This window comes from Thalassobacterium maritimum (assembly GCF_031127805.1).
Taxonomy (GTDB): domain Bacteria; phylum Verrucomicrobiota; class Verrucomicrobiia; order Opitutales; family Coraliomargaritaceae; genus Thalassobacterium; species Thalassobacterium maritimum.
The window spans coordinates 64,422-82,813 of the sequence record NZ_JARXHW010000002.1 but is presented as its reverse complement, the minus strand read 5'-3'; the positions used below and the strand labels follow the sequence as shown (position 1 = coordinate 82,813).

Genomic DNA, 18,392 nt, shown 5'->3' with positions numbered 1-18,392 from the left:
CCTAGTTTCTAGCGGACAACACCGTTTTCTCATAATCTTTCACCTTAGCCAGCAATCCCAGCTCATCTGGCACATCATTACGCTGGCAAAACTCAGCCCACACCGCGGACCATGGTAAGGCCTTGGCTTGTTCCAACAGGGCCAAACGCGTGGTGTAATCACCGGAAAGTTCGGCTTCGAGTAATGCAGCGCGCGGCTCGAGTAAGGCGAGTAATAGCGACTTTTGCGCCGCGCGTGTACCGATCGCCCAAGCTGCGATGCGATTGATCGAGGCATCGAAGAAATCAAGGCCGATATGGGTGCGTGGCAGCGCATCGCAGCGAACGAGCTCCTGCATAATTTGCTGCGTGGCATCATCAAAGAGCACCACATGATCACTGTCCCAACGCACACCGCGCGAGACATGTAACAAGAGCTCGGGCACATACATCAATACGGATGAGATCTTATCCGCGATACTTTCGGTGGGATGAAAGTGGCCGGCATCCAAGCAGAGCGCAGTTTGCTGCTTTTGCGCATAGCCCATGTAAAATTCGTGCGAGCCCACGACAAAACTCTCAGAGCCAATGCCGAAGAGCTTGCACTCCACAGCATCGATGTTGTGGGCAGCATCCAGTTTGTCCGCGAAAACCGCATCGAGACTATCGGATAGACGTTGGCGAAAGCCTTGGCGATCAGCCGGCAAATCTTTCATACCGTCCGGAACCCACACATTTGTGACTGCAGCGCTCCCAAGTTGCTTGCCAATCTCCGCAGCGATGGCACGGCTACGCTTACAGTGCTCGATCCAAAAATCACGAATGCCTGCATCCGGGTGGCTCAGAGTGAAACCATCGTCCGCCTTAGCGTGAGAAAAATTAGATGGATTGAAGTCCATCCCGATGCCCTGCGCCTGAGCCCAATCGATCCAAGTTTGAAAATGCGCCAGCTCAATCGCGTCGCGATCCACCGACTTCCCACCAAAATCACCATAGATTGCGTGTAGGTTCAAACGATGCTTCCCCGGCAATAAACTCAAGACTTGCTCCAAGTCTTGGCGTAACTCGTCAATGCTACGTGCCTTGCCAGGGTAATTACCAGTCACCGCCAGTCCACTACCAAGCGCCCCCGCGCCGGATTCAAAGCCCACCACATCGTCCCCCTGCCAACAGTGCAAGGAGATCGGAGTGCTCGCGAGAGCAGTCAGAGCTTGTTCAACATCAACGCCGATGGAGGCGTACATTTCTTTGGCTTCTTGGTACATAGGATAAATCAGAATGGGCTATAGTTTAGAGAGAAAAGCCTAGCATAGCCGATCCTCTCGATTCTGTGAATACACGGGCTGATAGATTATTTGCACTTTTTGACATCGTAAAAATACGAATTCCATCTACCATCCTCCTCACTCATGCAAAGCTACAGCCGCTATTTCCCCTCCGACCCCGCAGCATCGGGCTGGGGGTGGCGCATCTTAGATACAGGCCGACAACAGATCGCTCCACAGGCAAAATACCCCGATGCCGAACACCCACTCAGCTATCTATTCGATAGCAATGGACGCCGAAGCTTGGACGAGTTTCAGATCGTCTTCATCGAAGCAGGAAGCGGTGTGTTTGAATCAGAGAACGTCTCAATGACAAAGGTAACATCAGGCACCGCCCTACTAATCTTTCCTGGTGAGTGGCACCGTTACCAGCCAGATGCGAACACCGGCTGGCGCGAATCATGGGTCGGTTTTCGCGGCGCAGATGCCACACGTGTGATGCATCAATTTTTTCAATCCAAGCAAGCGGTGTTGAAACCCCGTCATTCGCAAGAGATCGTAGAACTGTTCGATCGCTTATTGCACTGGTCACAGCAAGACATCGTAGGACGTGATCAAATTGCAGCCAGTCACATCTCACTCATTTTAGCTTTTTTGAAAGCCGAATCCCCCGAACGCACACAGCCACAATGTAGTGATGCTGCGATTGTCCAAGCTGCCAAAGCAGCCATGCTACAACAGTTAAACCAACGCAGCGACCTAGAAGCACTCGCCCAAAAGCTCGGATGTAGTTACTCTCGTTTTCGCTTCGCCTTCAAACGCGAAACAGGCTACCCACCGCGAGAGTTCGAAAATCAAATCAGACTCAACCGTTCGCGCGACCTGCTGCTACACAATCACTTGAGCGTATCCGAAACAGCAGACACATTAGGGTATAGTTCGGTTTACTACTTTTCCAGAGCCTTTAAACGAGCCTTCGGAAGCTCGCCACAACAGTGGTTAAAAGAACAAAGCGAACTAGGGATGAAGCAAAATCTTACCTAAACGTGGCTGACTATCATGCTGAATCGCAGCTTTGTATTCACTGAAAGGATAGCTTTGTTCAATCGGTAGTTTTAAGCGGCCGTCAGCCATCATCGCATAGACCTCGGCCATGACTTCGCGCACGGCATCCACACCGTGGCGCTTGCCAAATTGATCCCACCAAAAGCCAGTCAGACGCACGTCATTGAAAATAAGGAAACGTGTAGGAAAGCGCACCTTGTCGCCGACCATGCCCCCGAAAGTCACTTGCGTGCCACCTTCACCGAGCGCCTTAATCTGATCGATGGCGCTCTCGCCTCCGATGGAATTGAGCGCGAGTCGCACAGGCGCCCCCCCCGTCAACTCGGCCACGCCCTTGGGCCAGCCCGAGCCTTCAAGCACGACATGGTCCGCGCCCATAGCTTTGAGCGGCTCGACGAGCTCTTCGCGGCGCACTTGACTGATGGTTTTGAGGCCGAAGGCTTTAGCCATTTGAATGACTGATAGCCCCACAGCAGAATTGCCGGCGTTTTGCACCAGCCAATCCCCCGCTTTGAGATCCACGATCTTTTTAAGCAAGCAATAAGCAGTCGGTGGATTGATAAATGAAATCGCGGCCTGGTCCACAGGCACCTCGGCAGGCACGACTAGCAAATCTTCCGCCGCGACACAGGCAGATGCTTGCCATGCGCCATCCTCGCCCGGGAAGCGCACGCGGGTGCCGATTTCGACGCCCGACACACCCGCGCCCAGCGCCTCGACGACGCCAACGCCCTCGCGCCCGGCCACTGCGGGTAATTCGCGTAGGCTGCCATAGCTGCCACCGATCATCCCATAATCCGACGGATTGATGGTCGCCTTTTCCAGGCGCACGCGCACCTCGCCCACTTGTGGCTGAGGCTGCTGGATGGATTCCAATTGTAAGACTTCGAGAGGCTTCCCGAAACTGTGATGTCGTATCGCGTTTTGTTGCATGAAAGATATCTAAGGTAAAAAATTAATTTATGCCAACACGGGGGACAGAATATAGTCGATCACGTCGTTGGCGGAGTAAGTATTTTTATCAGAACCGAGGATCGGATCGAGAAAGCTCATATCCTCGCCCCAAGTGACCAAGGGCTGCACCGGAGTGCCCCGCCGCACGGTGCCCATACCAATCGTGGCGAGTAGACCATTGCAGAGGCATTGCTTGCCTTCGGCTTCTGCGGCGGTGCCACCTTTATTTAAGAAGGGCTTGCGCGGACTCGCTGGGCAGCGATAGCTCAAGCTGCCATCGTCCTTGGCATACACGTGGCGCAAATAGCCGAGATCGCAGGCACGGCAGGCGTCGCGGGTGCTATTGGCTTCCACCTCGACACGCTTGAAGGGATAGCCGGTAGGCGAAGCTTTAAAATCGGTAATCACCTCGAGCCTGCCCTCACGGTGCTGCTGAATGATCTCGGCTTTAATCTTCTCGGTCACTCCGGACTCTTGGCAACACGCAAAAGCGGTGCCAACTTGCACGCCGCAGGCACCAGCGGCCTTGGCTTCGGCCAAAGCTGTAGGTGTGGCACAGCCTCCAGCCAACCAAAATGGCATGCCCAGCGCCGCGACTTTTTCGATCGAGCAGACATCGCGCTCGGTATACTCACCGCCACGCCGTGGGGGCGCATTGTGCCCGCCAGCTCGGAAATTCTCGATGACAAAGCCGTCGACCTTGCCGCTGGCCTTTTTCATGAGCGTCTTGGCCAACACGTCCGAGGAGATCACAGCGAAGAACAAAGGTCGCTTCAGAGGCTGCTGCACAGCAGACACGTGGGTGCCGGGGTGAAATGAGCTGGTGTATTCCTGCGAACGATCGGCATCCATCACGTGCAACTTCATTTCCACCGGTTGCAATTGCGCCATCTTATCCAACGCTCCGGGAATGCCGAGCGGTATGCCGCCCCCCATGCAGACCACATCGACATCGGCCAACATGGCGCCAAATAAGGAAGGTAGGGTCGGCAATTGTATCTTCTCCAATAGATTGATGCCCACCATGCCAGAGTGCCCTTCTTTAGCCAAATACACCTCTGCAAAGTTGGCCACGATCAGTAACTCCTCATCCTCGCGCAGCATGTCTACCGTCGGCATCGGCTTGAGCTTGTAGGCCTCGTCCGCTTGCTTGCCGCCTTCGATGTACCACTTATCCATAACAGATTGCACCATCTCAGGATAAGGAAATGCTTTTAAAGCACGACGCATGTGCCCGCCCGGATCTCCCAGCTGGAGACGACGCAGCAAAATGGTATCCAGCGCGGTGCCCGAAACCACCCCCAGCTGTCCGCGTTTCGCGACCGCATTGGCTAGGCGCCAATTGGAGACGCCGGCCCCCATGCCGCCTTGGATGATTTCAGGATAGGCCGTAGCCGGTGAGGAATCTAAAGTGTTCAGCATAAGATCCCTTAATAGCATTTGGAATTAAAACAAGTCGAAACTAATGGAAGAATGTTGGTCTGTTATAATTCCAGCTGCTAAAATACATTACCAAAACGTATTCTAGGACAAGCTAATCACGTCGACTGCCAGACGCCTAGCGCCTGCAGTTGCTGCTCCGCTTGCGATGCCCAACCACGGTTGGCAGCGGGGCTCGCGGGGCTGGGATGCAAAATTCGGCCGATTTTAAGCTCATAACCGAGCAAGGCCTCCTTAGCACGCGCCTCGGCAAAGGCCCCCACTCCAATCACCCACTCGGGCTGCATAAGATCGACCAGCTCGCGCAGGTGCTGATCGCACACGGCATAGAGACGCGCGACTTCCGCGACCGGCAATTTATCCGGAGTGCGGTTTTTTCCGCCCGCCTCCATAAAGACCAAGGGACAATAGTTCGCCACAAAGTGATCGGCAAAAAAGTCAGCTGCGACGGGATATTTCTCAGCAAACAGGCCCCACAAGCGACGCCCACTGACCTCGCTACGTTGGCAGGCAAAGCCCTCAATCGGACGTTTCGGATGCACATTTTCGGGGCGGAGAATCGTTTCTTCGACGCCCACCCAGTCACGCACCATGGCCACCTCACCAAAAGGCACACCGGTTTGCGCCATTCCAAAGGGCCCAGGGTTCATGCCCATGAAAATAACCTTTTTCTGCGAAGCCGCATGCTGCTCGAGGTAACTGCGATGCCCGGTCCAAGCATAGCGGAGTGGGTTGTAAATATGCGTCGTCGGCGCAGCAAAATCCAAGGCGTCCACTCCGTCGGCCAAGCGTTCGGCAGCCGCGATGCATTGTTCGGAAATACTAGCGGACATCGTCTTGCCTCTCTACACGGTCGCTGTGCCCCAGATGACGCTGTGGGGCGATATGGTCGCGCACGCGCTGTTTCAGCTCTTTCATTTCGGGAAAACGGCCTTCGGCCTTACGATCCCAAAGGGCCTGCCCATCCACACTTACGTGGAAAGTGCCGCTGGCATCGGAGGGACGCAAAGTGACGGCGCCCAACTCGGACTCGAAAGTTGTTAAGAGTTCCTGCGCCGTCCAAGCAGCACGCAGCAACCAGCGACAGCCGGGGCAATATTCGATTTCGATAGCAGGTTTCATAAATTCAGAGCTCAATCAACAGAAGGCAGGCGTAATTCACAGCTGCGCAGTGTCAATGCGTCCATCGATAAAGTCGCCGCCAAATCCGCGACACGTTGCCCTCGGATGCGCAGGTCAGGTGCGAGAGCCTGCAGCGGATGCAGCACGAAATCGCGCTCTTCAATGCGCGGATGTGGCAGCTGCAGCCGCTCATGATCGATCACCGCCTCGCCGTAGGCGATCACATCCAGATCGATGGTGCGCGGGGCCCACTGCCCGCTGCGCACACGCCCGAGCTCCGATTCCACCATCAGGCAGCGATCGAGCAAGTCTAAGGGCTCAAGTGAGGTATCGACAGCAGCAATCGCATTGAGAAAGTCATCCACTTCCCCCATGCCAACAGCGCGGTTCTCGTAGACGGGGCTCACCTGCACCACCTTCAGTGCTGGCTGCAGTGTCAAGCGCTCCAGTGCGGCCTGCATCTGCCCGAGTCGATCGCCGAGGTTACTGCCCAGCGCGAGGTATGCCCGCACTAGCGGCATCGTGTCACCTCCGCAGCAAAATAATCGCAGATACAATCGACCGGCACCGAAGGCTTTTTTACGGTCACGGTGACTGATTGAACCTTGGTAAAGCGCTCTAAAATAGTTGCTGCAATTCGATCCGCCGCCGCCTCAATCATATTAAAGCGTTGCCCGGTAAAGATCGTCTTCACCGTATCGAAGAGTTCCACGTAATTGACCGTCGACTCCGGCGTATCTTGCGCAAGGTCCAGCGAGGGATCGAGCTCCGCCACCACGTCCACGCGGAAGCGCTGCCCGAGCACGGCCTCTTCAGCAAGAAGTCCATGCCGGGCGAAAAATACCAATTCTTTAAGCTCAATTTTCGCAGTCTGCATACGAGCAATAAAAGCGTGGCCGTCACGAATGGAAAGAACACAATTCCGCCGAGACAATTCAGAGCTTAAAATAGCGCCCGCATTTGCATAAAAGATTGATTCAAATCAGTCTAAAGTTCGTATTCGAATTTCCACTCTCTTTAAAAAAAACATAGCACATGCGCCCCGAAATCCACTGGCTACTTCACTTTTGCTCTGACAACGAACTTTTAACGACGGGTCAAATCACCGGCATGGCGGCCAATCTCGAGCCCGAGACCGACATTCACTCCGTCGCGAAACTATTAGCCAGTACTGGCTGGGTCAGCGACACAGAATTCCTGCAAGGTGCCGTCGATGCCGCACTGCAAAATGCGCAACAAGGATTCGAGCTGCCCGAACTGCCCGGTATTACCCTAGAAGCCGAAACCAGTGCCGAGGGCTTCCCTAAATTCTCCGCCCTCAATGAGCTGTCGGACTCCGAACTACTCGACGCCCTGAAAAAGCTCTTCGCCCAATGTCAAAAAATCGGCGCCAGTGACTTACACCTAACAGGCGGCGCCCGGCCGCGCATCCGTCACCACCGCCGGATTGTATACCTAAGCAACACCCCTCTGTCTGATGAATTGGCGCGCCGCATGAATCTCATCCTACTCAGCGATGCGCAGCGCAAACAGTTCGAGACCGACTGGGATCTCGACTACGCGCTCACCATCGACAACGAGGACGCGCAGACTGGCATGCGTTTCCGCGCCAATCTAATGGAGCACAAAAACGGTATCTCTGGCGTATATCGCGTGGTGGCCGACCACATCATGAGCCTCGAAGAGCTCGGCTTTCCCAATGCGCCCGACATCCAACAACTACTCACCTACCACAACGGCATCATTTTAGTCACAGGCCCCGCTGGTAGTGGTAAAACCACGACACTCGCCAGCCTGATCAATGAACTGAATCAGACCCGCAAAGAACACATCATCACAGTCGAAGATCCGATCGAAGTGATGCAAGAGTCTGCCAACAGTATTGTCACCCAGCGCCAGATCGGCGATCATACCCTATCCTTTAACTCTGCACTCAAGTCCGCACTACGCGAGGACCCCGACATTATCGTGATCGGCGAAATGCGCGATCTAGAAACGATCGAAATGGCCATCACCGCCGCGGAGACCGGGCACTTGGTGATCGCCACCATGCACACCCACGATGCCGCATCGACCTTGAACCGTCTACTCGATGTGTTCCCACCACGGCAGCAAAGCCAGATCCGCGCGATGACGGCCGGCTCCCTGCGCGGCATTCTATGCCAGCGCCTACTGCCCAGCGTCGATGACGAGGCGGTGCTCGCCTGCGAACTACTAGTCAACACCAATGCCGTAGCCAATATCATACGCGACGGTAAAGAAACCGGGCTCCAAAATGCCATGCAATCCGGCAAGAAGCACGGGATGCGCTCCATGAACGACTCCGTGCAAGAACTCCTCAAACAAGGCAAAATCAGCCCTGAAACTGCGGCCGAGCACAGCTTCAACGCCGAAAACGCCCACTAAGCACCACACACTTCCCCACAGTATGAACACTTTAAACACACTGCTCACAGAAATGCTCGAACGAGGCGGCTCCGACCTCCACCTCTCCGTGGGTGCTCCGCCCAAAACACGCATCGATGGCGTCATTCACCCCCTTAACGATCAGCCCATTCAAACCAGCGAGATGGAGTCGATGCTACAAGCCGTCACGCCCAAGCACCGCTGGGAGTCTTTCCTCAAGACCCACGATGCCGACCTCGCGCACGAGATTCCCGGCAAAGCACGCTTTCGGATGAACCTCTTTCGCAATAGTAAGGGCATGGCCACCGTGCTGCGTCAGATTCCCTCACGGATCGCAGGCATCGACGAGCTCGGCCTGCCGCCCGCACTTAAAAATATCGCCGAATACAAAGAAGGTCTAGTGCTGGTCACCGGCCCCACCGGTAGTGGAAAATCCACGACACTCGCGGCCATTATCGACCAGATCAATGAGAGCAGCGAACGCCAAATCATCACCTTAGAGGACCCGGTCGAATTCTCTCACGTAGATAAGAAAAGCACCATCTTGCACCGCGAAGTCGGCGAGCACTCTCGCTCATTTGCCGCCGGTCTGCGCGGGGCCATGCGCGCCGATCCCGACGTCATTTTAATCGGCGAAATGCGCAGTATGGAAACCATCCGCCTCGCTTTAAATTGCGCAGCGATGGGCATGCTGGTCTTCGCCACCTTGCACACCAATAGTGCCACCAAAACAATCGATCGTATCGTCGACACCTTTCCAGCCGACGAGCAAAATCAGGCCCGCATCATGCTGGCAGAAACCCTACGCGGCATCGTCTCGCAGCTCCTCTGCAAACGCAAAGACGGCGGCCGCATCGCGGTACATGAGATTCTACTCAAGCACGGTTCGCTGCCCAACTGCATACGCAATAACGCGCTCGCCAGCATACGTAATATCATCGACCAGAACCGTAGCTCAGGTATGATCTCGCTGGATGTCTCGCTCCAAAAGCTACTGGACCAAGACATCATCACGCAGGAAGAAGCCTACATGAAAGCGATCGACAAGGCGCAATTTAAGCCCAGCTAACCGAAACGGGCAGCAAATCCACTCAACAATAAACACGAGGGGCCTAAGCATTCACTACCAAGGCGGCATTGACCGCATCAAAGAGATTTCAAAGCTCATAGATGAGCTAGAAGACATCGCGGATGTCGATAGGCTGAATGTCCCCCTTTAGCAGCTGCCTCTGAGTGTCTATTCGTCAGACGCATTTCGCATCGTATCTGTTGCGCCTAGGCGTGTTAGAAGCCACGCGGATTGCGGGGATTACCGCGCATACGCTGCTGCTTAACCGCAGGAGGGTTCTCTAAGTAGAGGCTAAACCATTCGTCGCCCAAGCCTGCATTCGAAAAGCTCTTCACACGATCATTCGACAGGTGCTCCCAGTTGCGGGCGAAGATCTCGACTCCAGTGGACTCTTTGGCCTTCAACAAGACACGACGGGCTTCATCGGGCTCGCCAGTCTTCACATATATCCACGACATTAAGCCGTAGAGCAAAGCGCCGCGATCGCCGCGAAACCACATAATCTGGCGTTTGTAGACCTTTTTTGCGCCCTCTAAATCGTCGTTCTTATAACAGCGCGCCATTCTCATGGCCACCGTCATGGGTTCCATCATCAAAGGGCCTCTTAAAAAGCCACATGTGGCGAGAATCTCGTCTACCTTGTCGAACTCCTTGAGCTGGTAGTGAAACTGCAAGCGCATGGTTGCAATCTGACGCCCCGTAAGAATGGACCACTTGCGGAAGGGCTCCAGGCCCTTAGTGAGCTCTAAGCCCTGCTTCAGCATGAGCTGTTGATCCATTTCAATCTGACGTTGCATCTGCTTCACGTTGCCGCCCGGCTTGTTTTGGAACTGCTGCACCTTGCGCTGCATGCGTTTCTGAGCAGATAGCATGCTTTCCTGCAGCGCGCCTTGGGCCTTGGACATCTTTTTCCGAACCAGAAACCCGATCAGGAAAAAGCTGCCAAAAAATCCGGCTACGGTGAAGATGACGGTCGTGCCGGTGCTAGCGTGCGAAGCGTTTAAGGCACTCGCCAATGCGATAGCGACCAGCGCTGAAATAAGAAGTGAAAGCATACTTTGAGATTTTGTGTCTAATAAATTAAATCGGTACGATGATTGATCTAAAGATGACACGCGCAACAGAAAGGCGTAAAGGCCAATTTCCAGCGGCTTCTCGATTTTAGAATACCAATGTCAGCTAGGACTCCCCAAGGAGCCGAGCCTTCCCGCCTTGGAGCGAGCGATTGCTGGCGTATCTGTAAGAGCGCGCCCCCCCGGATCTCGTTCAATATAATACCACCAGTGGGTCGCGAGCACCCGCCAAGCACTTGACGCGCTCTTCTGATTCGTAAAGCTGAACGACACATGATTTTACGCTGCCTTTGTCTGTTACTGATCTTTAGCTCCTACACGCTACACGCGGCCGCCCCAGAACAAGCGGTTGTGCAGATTATCAACTTCGCACAACAACCGAATTGGGTCGAGCCATGGCGTTCCTCACGTGTCGGCCAGTACACGGGGAGTGGATTCGTCATCGAGGGCGACCGCATAATGACCAACGCGCACGTGGTCAGCTGGTCCAAGCAAATTTTAGTGCGTCGCTACCAGGACCCGAAGCTCTACCCGGCCGCCATCGAATACGTCGGGCACGATTGTGACCTCGCTGTCATCAAAGTGCTCGACCCCGCGTTTTACGAAGGCATGCAAGCACTCGAGATCGGCACGCTACCTAAAGTGCGCACCGCAGTCACCACCTACGGCTATCCGGCTGGCGGCCAGCAGATCTCCTACACGCAGGGGGTCATTTCACGGATCGAAGTGCAGCGCTACGCTCATATCTACAACCGCTCGCTACTGACTGTGCAGACCGATGCCGCCATCAACCCCGGCAACAGCGGTGGCCCCGCCCTACAAGGCGACCTGGTGGTGGGCGTCTCCTTTCAAGGCAACCCGAACCTCGAAAACGCGGGCTTCTTTATTCCACCCAACATCATTCGTCACTTTCTAAAAGACATTGAAGACGGCAGTTACGAAGGCTTCCCCGACGCGGGCATCAGCACCGCACGCTTACACAATCCAGCCTTCCGCAAAGCACTGCAATTGCCCGATAACAACATCGGTGCACGCATCGACATGCTCCTACAGCCCTTCCCCAAGACACACGAGTTACTACGCGAGAACGACGTCATTCTGGAAGTCGAAGGCTACGAAGTCGGCAGCGACAGCATGATTCTATACGAAGGTAACCGCCTACACGTCTCCATTCTTTTCGACGCGGTGCAGGATGGTGAATCGCTAAATCTGCTAATCTGGCGCGATGGCCAGAAACTCACGATCGACCTCCCGGTTTACAAAAATACCGCCGACCGTATCTCTGGCAGCCAATACGACACCTTGCCCCCCTATCTGATCGTGGGCGGCATCGTGTTTACCGAGCTCAGTAACAACTACTGCAGTGCACTCGGCAAAGATTGGTTAAAGAACTTCCGCACCGATGTCCTCTACCAACTACTGTATCGCGCCTTTCAGGATGAAGCCGACGCGCAAGCTCAGCCGATCGTGCTGTCCAAAGTGCTGCAACACCCCAGTAATATCGACTTTGGCGTGCACACGAAATCCATTCTCACCAAATTGAACGGTCAGGAGATACACTCGATGCAGGACCTGCTACAGGCGTTGAATGCGGGTGATGACGAATTTCACCGCTTCGAATTCCTATCGGGGCGCGTGGAAGCGCTCCGCCGCGACGATGCCGAACAGGCCAATGCGCAACTACTCCACACCTACCAGATCCCACAAGCCTATAGAATCGAGGCACAGCATGATTAAGCACATCGCACTCACACTTTTTTGCAGTCTATTGTTACTTCAGGCAGCGCAAGCCAGCAACCGAACTCGCACACACCAAGCGCCTGCATTCGACAGCTCAGCCGCACTGGTTGAAATCGAAATCAGCAAGACCGCCTACAACTACCGCCTCCCCTGGAATACCAGCAGCCAGCAAAGCCGTAAAAACGGCATTGTCATCGGAGCACATCAGATCCTCACTACAGCCGACGGCTTCTCGGGCCAAACGCTCTGCCGCGTGCGCAAAGGCGGCATCACGCATCAATACACCGCCAATCTCAAGTGGATCAATTACTACGCGAACATTGCCATCCTCGATGTCGAGGACCCCGTATTTTGGGAAGGCATGCGCCCCACACGCCTCTCCGAGAACATTCCGCAGTCCGGCGAGTTACAAATCATCCGCTGGCGTAATGGACGCATCGAAGAGCGCGCCGCCGAAATCGTCCGACTCTCCATAGGCAAAAGTAAGATGAGCTACGTAAACCACTTAACACTCTCCGCCTCCACTGAGATGGACGGCACTGGTTGGGCCGAAGTGATTCTCTCCAACAACGAAATCGTCGGTCTCACCTCCTCCTATTCTAACGACAAGCTCAACATACTACCGGCCCCCTTCATCGCCTCAGTGCTCAAACAACAAACTAGCGGTCAGGATCTAGGCATCGGTCACTTTGACTTTAGCGTAATGAGCGGCAAGAACCCCGCCCTGCTGCAATCCAAAGGCATGACAAACACCGATATCGGCGTCGTCGTGACCAAAGTCGGCGCCCACAGACTCGCGGCCAACACCTTACACGTAGGCGATGTCTTACTCGCCATCAATGGATTTGAAATCGATAACGACGGCAAATACATCGACCCGACCTACGGACGTCTTTCGCTCTACGGACTTGCGACGCGTGATAAGCATGCCGGCGAGACTCTCTCCATGCGCATCTGGCGCGACCATCAAGAACTCACGATTGACTACATTCTGCCGCGTGCGGAATTCGAGAAAGACCTCGTGCCCGAGCATCTCTACGATCAAGCCCCCGAATATTTAATCGCGGGCGGCCTGCTCTTCCAGCCGATCACCGGGCCCTACCTCAGAACCTATGGCAAAAACAAGCCACTGCTACTCGATTACTACAGTTACCAGGCAGAGCTCCCCGAGCGACACGGCCTAGTCATCTTATCTTCCGTCATTCCCGACGATTACAATCACGGCTACGAAAGTATCCGCCAGCTAATCGTCGACCGCATCAATGGCCAAACGATCCACACACTCGCAGACATCACCCAGGCACTTGCCCAGCCCCAAGACGAGTTTCACCGCATCGAATTCATGCCCGACCAAGGGCTCAAACACATGGTCCTCGACGCAGCCACCATGGAGGCTGCCACGCAACGTATTTTAAAACACTACAACATCCCCAAAGCAGGCTCCGATTAGAGCGTGCACGCAAAAATTAAGCATAGCCAATGAACTTCAAAGCATTCATCTAGAATAGATGCATGGTGGAACCACTTCACTCTGTCCGCTCAGCGTAAGTCGCAAGCTCGTCTCCGCACCGATGGAGACGTTATGTCTGGAGTTATTAAAGACTCTCCGCTCACTCAACCTGAAGGATGAGACCTTTCAAGTAGCGGCTCTCGGGGAAGTTCAGCAACACGGGAAAATCGAATGGCTGTGCCGTGCGGGCAAAGATACGTGCCTCACGCCCTGCGGCGGTCGCAGCGCGTGCGACCGTTTCCTCAAACTCGGCGGCCGTGGTCTTTGTGGAACGGCAATAAGTCGCGAGCAGGCCGCCTTCGGGCAGGCAGTTAAATGCTTGGGTGTGCAGTGCCTCCACTGCGGCGGCATCGAATGCTTCGCTATGCGGCGGGTCTAGAATGATCGCATCGAGCTCGCCTAGTTTGCGCTCCGCTAAAAATGCCGCCACATCAGCCTCAATGGTCTCGACGTAGCAATTGTTTTTCTGCGCCTGCGCTCCGATGGCTTTGATGCAAATATCGGAGCAGTCCACCGCCACCACGTGCTCGGCTCCATTGCGGGCGGCTTGTAGAGCAAATGCGCCACTGTGCGCGTAGGCATCCAGAACTGTGCGACCTTCGCAGAGGCTTCCGACCAGTGCATGTTGCTCGCGTTGATCGAGGAAAAAGCGCGGCTTCTCCGTATTCAGTAGGTCGATCCGGTAGGCGATGCCATCGATCTCGATCCAACGCGCTTTCAAGTTTTGACCACTCAGAGTGCGGACGCCGTCGGCCTGAAATAGTACGATCTCCTTGGGCTCGCAGGCTTCTTTCAAAGACTCCACAATTTCGTCCATTTCGGCATCCACGATGGGATGCGTCGAGTGTAGGCAGAGCACGCCGTCATAAAGTTCCACTTCCAAGCCTGGCAAATAATCGGCATCGGAACAAATCAAACGTTGGCAATGCTCATCGCTACGGCGCGCCAGTGCATCGTTGAGCGCGCTCGCGATATAGGCTCCATCGAAGTGTGCGCCTTCAGCATGACTGAAACGACGCCATGCCGCAAGCGAATCGCTGGGGTCGAAAAGCCCGCTACCGAGCGCTTGGCCTGATGGATCGAGCAAAGTGGCCACGCAGGCTGCAGTCGGGAGCGGACCAGTCAATTGATCCAGCGCGACCCATGGGTGCCCCAAATTTGGCAGCGCTGCAGACAGTTGAATACTTGTTAAATTTTCCATAAGAAAGAAATTATCGAGCCTTGGCAAACAGTCGTGCCGACATCGCCAGCATCACTAGGTTGGGCAGCCAGGCAGCCAGCATCGCGGATATGATCTGCCGCTCGCCCAGAATGGACGCGATGCTGATCAATAGATAAAAAATGACAAAGAAGCCCATCGCTTTGGAAACGCCAATCATAGGATTGGTACGGACGCCTGCCACAGCAAAGGGCACTGCGATCCCCACCACGACGAGACAACTGAAGGGAGCCGCTAACAAGGAGTAATACTGCACCAAGTAAGCACGTACCGAAGGATTTTCCTCAGGCGTGACCGTATTAATGATACGCCGCAACTCGTTTAAAGAAAGCTCCTTGGGCTCTTTATGCAAGGCGAGCATCAAGGTGGGGTCTTCGTCGAAGTCCTCAAATTTCTTTTCTTTAAAGGTAAGTGCTCGCAGCGGATCGCCAGTTTCGGGGTCGAGTAGTAACTCGCGCCCATTGATAAAGACCCAACTGCCCTGCGTATTATCAAAATAGGCCTCGCTGGCAGAGATACGACTCAACTCTTGCCCGGATGGATCGCGAGTATGCACGTTGACTCCTAGGCCGAGCCATGCGCGCTCGCTGAAGCGGTTCATAATCCACAGCCGCCCATCTTTGCGATTATCGAAGCCGAGATTATAAATCAGCCCCACCTCGCGCGCGTCCCGCTCCGCCTCATCGGCGGCAAACTCAAGATTATCAAAAAAGGTGCGCGACTGCTCCACCGATTTCGGAATGACATATGCCGTCAAATACAGCAGTAACATCGTGAGCAACAAGCCAGCGCCCCAGAGTGAACGGCTGACACGTAGCAGGCTCGCCCCGGATGCGCGCATAGCGATAATCTCATTATTGCGGTGTAAAGTGCCAAGGGTGAAAAGCAGCGAGACCAGCAAGGCAATGGGCAAAATCGCAGGCAGATAGGTCGGCAGCGCGAGGCTGTAATAAAAGAGTATCTGCTTAAAGCTGGCGTTGGTATCGAGCAAATCGGGCAGCGAGTCATACATGTTCTGTAGAATCAGGATACCAATAATCACGCCCATGGTGAGCGTGAAACCGACAAGCCATTCTTTTAAAACATAGCGATCAATCAAAGACATCTACCGATCTAAAAGCCCCCTCCACGTAAAGTCACTCCGATAGCTTGGATTTTTTCAGCAAGCACGGAACGGGCACGAAGCGAGTCAGTACGCTATTTTTTTCTGGCACCGGAACTGCTCCGAATGCTTGATACTAATTACGATGGTTAAACGAATCAAAGAATCATGGAACTCTCGACTCGGCGTTATTTTAGCCGTCGCCGGAAGCGCAGTGGGCTTAGGCAACTTCCTGCGCTTCCCTGGACAAGCTGCAGAATATGGCGGCGGTGCCTTTATGCTGGCCTATTTCATATCCTTTCTACTGATCGGGCTGCCGATCTGCTGGGCTGAATGGATCATGGGGCGTCACGGCGGGCAAGCGGGCTTTAACTCATGTCCCGGCATTTTCAACTATATCACACGTAGGCCTGCCTTTAAATACATCGGGGTGATCGGGGTGTTGATCCCGGTCATCATTTATATGTATTACGTCTACATCGAGGCCTGGTGCCTCGGCTATGCGGTCAATTTCCTGACAGGAAACATGGACTTTACCAGTGTGGAGCAATCAGGAGAGTTCTGGGGCAATTTCATAGGAATCGGCGCGGACGGGAGCGCCATGGGCTTTGGCCTGCAACAAGTCGGCTTCTATCTGCTACTGGTGTTTATTCTAAACTTCGTATTAATCTATCGCGGCATCTCGAGGGGCATCGAGCTGTTCTGTAAATATGCGATGCCAACGCTCGTGGTGATCGCGTTCATCATTTTGCTGCGAGTGCTGACACTGGGCACCCCCGATCTCGAGCAGCCTGCTCGCAATGTGAGTAATGGCCTCGGCTTCATGTGGAATCCGGTCAAACATGTGGTTGAGCTGAAGGATGAGACGGGCACTTGGGTCGTCGACCGCGAGGTCGTTGACGAGCAGCGCTTGGCCGCGGTGAACGCCGCTGCGGCCAATAGCGATACCATGCGCGTGCGCCATATTTCAATGCGCCAACAATTACTCAACCCACAACTGTGGCTGGCGGCGGCCGGGCAAATCTTCTTTTCACTCTCGGTGGGCTTTGGCGTGATCATCACCTACTCCAGCTACATGTCGAAAAACGATGATGTCGTGCTGAGCGGATTGGCCGCCACCAGTGCCAACGAGTTTTGCGAAGTCGCGCTGGGGGGCCTGATCACGTTGCCCGCGGCTGTGACCTTCCTGGGCGTGGCCGGTGTCGCCGGCATGGGCACCTTCGGGCTAGGCTTCAATGTGTTACCCATGGTCTTTGCCAACATGGCCTTCGGCGAAATGTTTGGTTTCTTGTTTTTCTTTCTGTTGTTCTTAGCCGCGGTCACCAGCTCACTCTCGATGCTACAGCCTGGCATCGCCTTCCTGGAGGAGGCGATGAAAATCAATCGCAAGCAATCGGTGGCGCTGCTGGGCCTAATCACCGCAATCGGCTGCGGATTTGTGGTCTACTTCAGCAAGGATGTAAAAGCTCTCGACACGCTCGACTTCTGGATTGGCACTTTCCTGATCTTTGTGCTGTCCACCTTTCAAATCATCATCTTTGGCTGGGTGCTCGGCGCGGACAAAGGCCTGGACTTTGCAAAGCAAGGGGCGGCTATTCGCATTCCGCGCTTTTTCAGCTTCGTGATGAAGTATATCAGCCCAGCCCTCCTATTAATCATCTTTGGGCTCTGGATGGCGGCCAATATCTTCGGCATCAATCTCAGCACTGGCGAAACACATTACAGCAACTATGTCGTCGACCTATTTATTGAACCCAACACGGTGGCTCGCTTAAGCGTAGGCCTCATTCTGCTGGTGGCAGGCCTGTTCACCCTGATCACCGCTATCAACCCCGATTATAAAAACCTCAACAAGAAACAATAGACTATGACAACCGCAGGCTGGATCATTATGCTACTCTCCGTGGGCTCTGTCAGCGCCCTACTCTTTTGGTGCATCTTCAAAGTCATGACGACTCCCGAAGAGACCGAACACATCCATGGCTTCGAGCAAGAGACGCCCGACATCGACTGATGGTCGACTGAAATCGAGCTCGGCTACAAGTTAAAATTCGTTCGAAACGCATCGCGCGCAATCTCGAACTCGTAGCGAATGGGGGCCTCGACTTCAGATAGATCCGTCAGGCGCTGCTCGTCGATTGCTTGCTCAATACCTCGATAAAAGGCGGAGAGACGAGCAAGCCCCAAATTGCCCGCGCTGCCGGCAACGAAATGCACAATGTTACGTAATTGATTCGCATCGCCCTGCGAGCAAACCTCAGGTAGCGCATCCAACTTAGCTGCACTTTCATTGGCAAAAAGTTCAAACAACTCGCCTGCCAACTCAAGATCGTCCTCCCCCCCATCGCTGACAACAAGCATATCTAGCTGCTCACGATCAATGATCGGGCTGTTCTCGTCGTATTTTACGTGTTTAATGTATGGTGCTTCGGGCATCTTATTGTTGAAT

The 18,392-nt window shown here is 54.4% G+C and carries 18 protein-coding genes; 7 read left to right on the top strand and 11 right to left on the bottom strand.

The genetic code is table 11. From position 1 onward, the window contains the following. Position 1 precedes the first annotated feature (1 nt). Positions 2 to 1,243, bottom strand: a complete 1,242-nt coding sequence (locus QEH52_RS01375) for an L-rhamnose isomerase (RefSeq protein WP_308948140.1) — start codon at positions 1,241 to 1,243, stop codon at positions 2 to 4. 144 nt (positions 1,244 to 1,387) lie between these two features. On the opposite strand from QEH52_RS01375, the gene QEH52_RS01370 reads away from it, so the two are divergent. Further along, the gene (locus QEH52_RS01370) at positions 1,388 to 2,287 is read left to right on the top strand and encodes an AraC family transcriptional regulator (RefSeq protein ID WP_308948139.1); all 900 of its coding nucleotides are present in this window, start codon (positions 1,388 to 1,390) and stop codon (positions 2,285 to 2,287) included. On the opposite strand, the gene QEH52_RS01365 is transcribed toward QEH52_RS01370, so the two are convergent. From QEH52_RS01365 to folB, 6 genes are all read right to left on the bottom strand, one after another. Beyond that, positions 2,261 to 3,241 (bottom strand): zinc-dependent alcohol dehydrogenase family protein, encoded by a 981-nt coding sequence (locus tag QEH52_RS01365; RefSeq protein WP_308948138.1) that lies wholly within the window; start codon positions 3,239 to 3,241, stop codon positions 2,261 to 2,263. The genes QEH52_RS01370 and QEH52_RS01365 overlap by 27 nt on opposite strands. A 27-nt stretch (positions 3,242 to 3,268) precedes the next feature. Next, positions 3,269 to 4,684: a nitronate monooxygenase gene (locus QEH52_RS01360; protein WP_308948137.1), complete on the bottom strand. Its 1,416-nt coding sequence runs from the start codon at positions 4,682 to 4,684 to the stop codon at positions 3,269 to 3,271. A 116-nt stretch (positions 4,685 to 4,800) separates the two neighbouring features. Next, on the bottom strand, positions 4,801 to 5,535 hold the full coding sequence (locus tag QEH52_RS01355) for a uracil-DNA glycosylase family protein (protein WP_308948136.1): 735 nt from the start codon (positions 5,533 to 5,535) through the stop codon (positions 4,801 to 4,803). Beyond that, complete coding sequence (locus tag QEH52_RS01350; RefSeq protein ID WP_308948135.1) at positions 5,525 to 5,824, bottom strand: Rdx family protein; 300 nt, start codon at positions 5,822 to 5,824, stop codon at positions 5,525 to 5,527. Before QEH52_RS01350 ends, QEH52_RS01355 begins: the two co-directional genes overlap by 11 nt. A gap of 11 nt (positions 5,825 to 5,835) precedes the next feature. Next, entirely contained in the window at positions 5,836 to 6,336 is a 501-nt protein-coding gene (gene folK / locus QEH52_RS01345; protein WP_308948134.1) for a 2-amino-4-hydroxy-6-hydroxymethyldihydropteridine diphosphokinase, read from the bottom strand. Then, the gene (gene folB / locus QEH52_RS01340; RefSeq protein WP_308948132.1) at positions 6,336 to 6,701 is read right to left on the bottom strand and encodes a dihydroneopterin aldolase; all 366 of its coding nucleotides are present in this window, start codon (positions 6,699 to 6,701) and stop codon (positions 6,336 to 6,338) included. Before folB ends, folK begins: the two co-directional genes overlap by 1 nt. 158 nt (positions 6,702 to 6,859) lie before the next feature. Here folB and QEH52_RS01335 point away from each other — a divergent pair, with 158 nt between their 5' ends. Together QEH52_RS01335 and QEH52_RS01330 are read left to right on the top strand one after the other, a co-directional pair. Beyond that, positions 6,860 to 8,230 (top strand): type IV pilus twitching motility protein PilT, encoded by a 1,371-nt coding sequence (locus QEH52_RS01335; RefSeq protein ID WP_308948130.1) that lies wholly within the window; start codon positions 6,860 to 6,862, stop codon positions 8,228 to 8,230. 22 nt (positions 8,231 to 8,252) lie between these two features. Then, the gene (locus QEH52_RS01330; protein WP_308948129.1) at positions 8,253 to 9,299 is read left to right on the top strand and encodes a type IV pilus twitching motility protein PilT; all 1,047 of its coding nucleotides are present in this window, start codon (positions 8,253 to 8,255) and stop codon (positions 9,297 to 9,299) included. Between the two features lie 215 nt (positions 9,300 to 9,514). Here QEH52_RS01330 and QEH52_RS01325 read toward each other — a convergent pair whose 3' ends face one another. Next, positions 9,515 to 10,354 (bottom strand): hypothetical protein, encoded by an 840-nt coding sequence (locus QEH52_RS01325; RefSeq protein WP_308948127.1) that lies wholly within the window; start codon positions 10,352 to 10,354, stop codon positions 9,515 to 9,517. 291 nt (positions 10,355 to 10,645) lie between these two features. On the opposite strand from QEH52_RS01325, the gene QEH52_RS01320 reads away from it, so the two are divergent. Further along, the gene (locus QEH52_RS01320) at positions 10,646 to 12,109 is read left to right on the top strand and encodes a S1C family serine protease (RefSeq protein WP_308948126.1); all 1,464 of its coding nucleotides are present in this window, start codon (positions 10,646 to 10,648) and stop codon (positions 12,107 to 12,109) included. Further along, positions 12,102 to 13,562, top strand: a complete 1,461-nt coding sequence (locus QEH52_RS01315) for a PDZ domain-containing protein (RefSeq protein WP_308948125.1) — start codon at positions 12,102 to 12,104, stop codon at positions 13,560 to 13,562. Before QEH52_RS01320 ends, QEH52_RS01315 begins: the two co-directional genes overlap by 8 nt. A gap of 160 nt (positions 13,563 to 13,722) precedes the next feature. Here QEH52_RS01315 and QEH52_RS01310 read toward each other — a convergent pair whose 3' ends face one another. Both QEH52_RS01310 and QEH52_RS01305 read right to left on the bottom strand, forming a co-directional pair. Further along, on the bottom strand, positions 13,723 to 14,823 hold the full coding sequence (locus QEH52_RS01310) for a class I SAM-dependent rRNA methyltransferase (RefSeq protein ID WP_308948124.1): 1,101 nt from the start codon (positions 14,821 to 14,823) through the stop codon (positions 13,723 to 13,725). A gap of 10 nt (positions 14,824 to 14,833) precedes the next feature. Beyond that, entirely contained in the window at positions 14,834 to 15,946 is a 1,113-nt protein-coding gene (locus QEH52_RS01305) for an LptF/LptG family permease (protein WP_308948122.1), read from the bottom strand. Between the two features lie 142 nt (positions 15,947 to 16,088). Between QEH52_RS01305 and QEH52_RS01300 the strand changes: the two genes are divergently transcribed. Both QEH52_RS01300 and QEH52_RS01295 read left to right on the top strand, forming a co-directional pair. Next, on the top strand, positions 16,089 to 17,807 hold the full coding sequence (locus QEH52_RS01300) for a sodium-dependent transporter (RefSeq protein ID WP_308948121.1): 1,719 nt from the start codon (positions 16,089 to 16,091) through the stop codon (positions 17,805 to 17,807). A gap of 3 nt (positions 17,808 to 17,810) precedes the next feature. Beyond that, a complete protein-coding gene (locus QEH52_RS01295) occupies positions 17,811 to 17,957 on the top strand; it encodes a hypothetical protein (RefSeq protein ID WP_308948120.1) in 147 nt (48 codons plus the stop codon). A gap of 23 nt (positions 17,958 to 17,980) precedes the next feature. On the opposite strand, the gene QEH52_RS01290 is transcribed toward QEH52_RS01295, so the two are convergent. Then, positions 17,981 to 18,379, bottom strand: coding sequence for an Hpt domain-containing protein (locus tag QEH52_RS01290; protein WP_308948119.1), 399 nt, complete (start codon positions 18,377 to 18,379; stop codon positions 17,981 to 17,983). Positions 18,380 to 18,392: the final 13 nt, after the last annotated feature.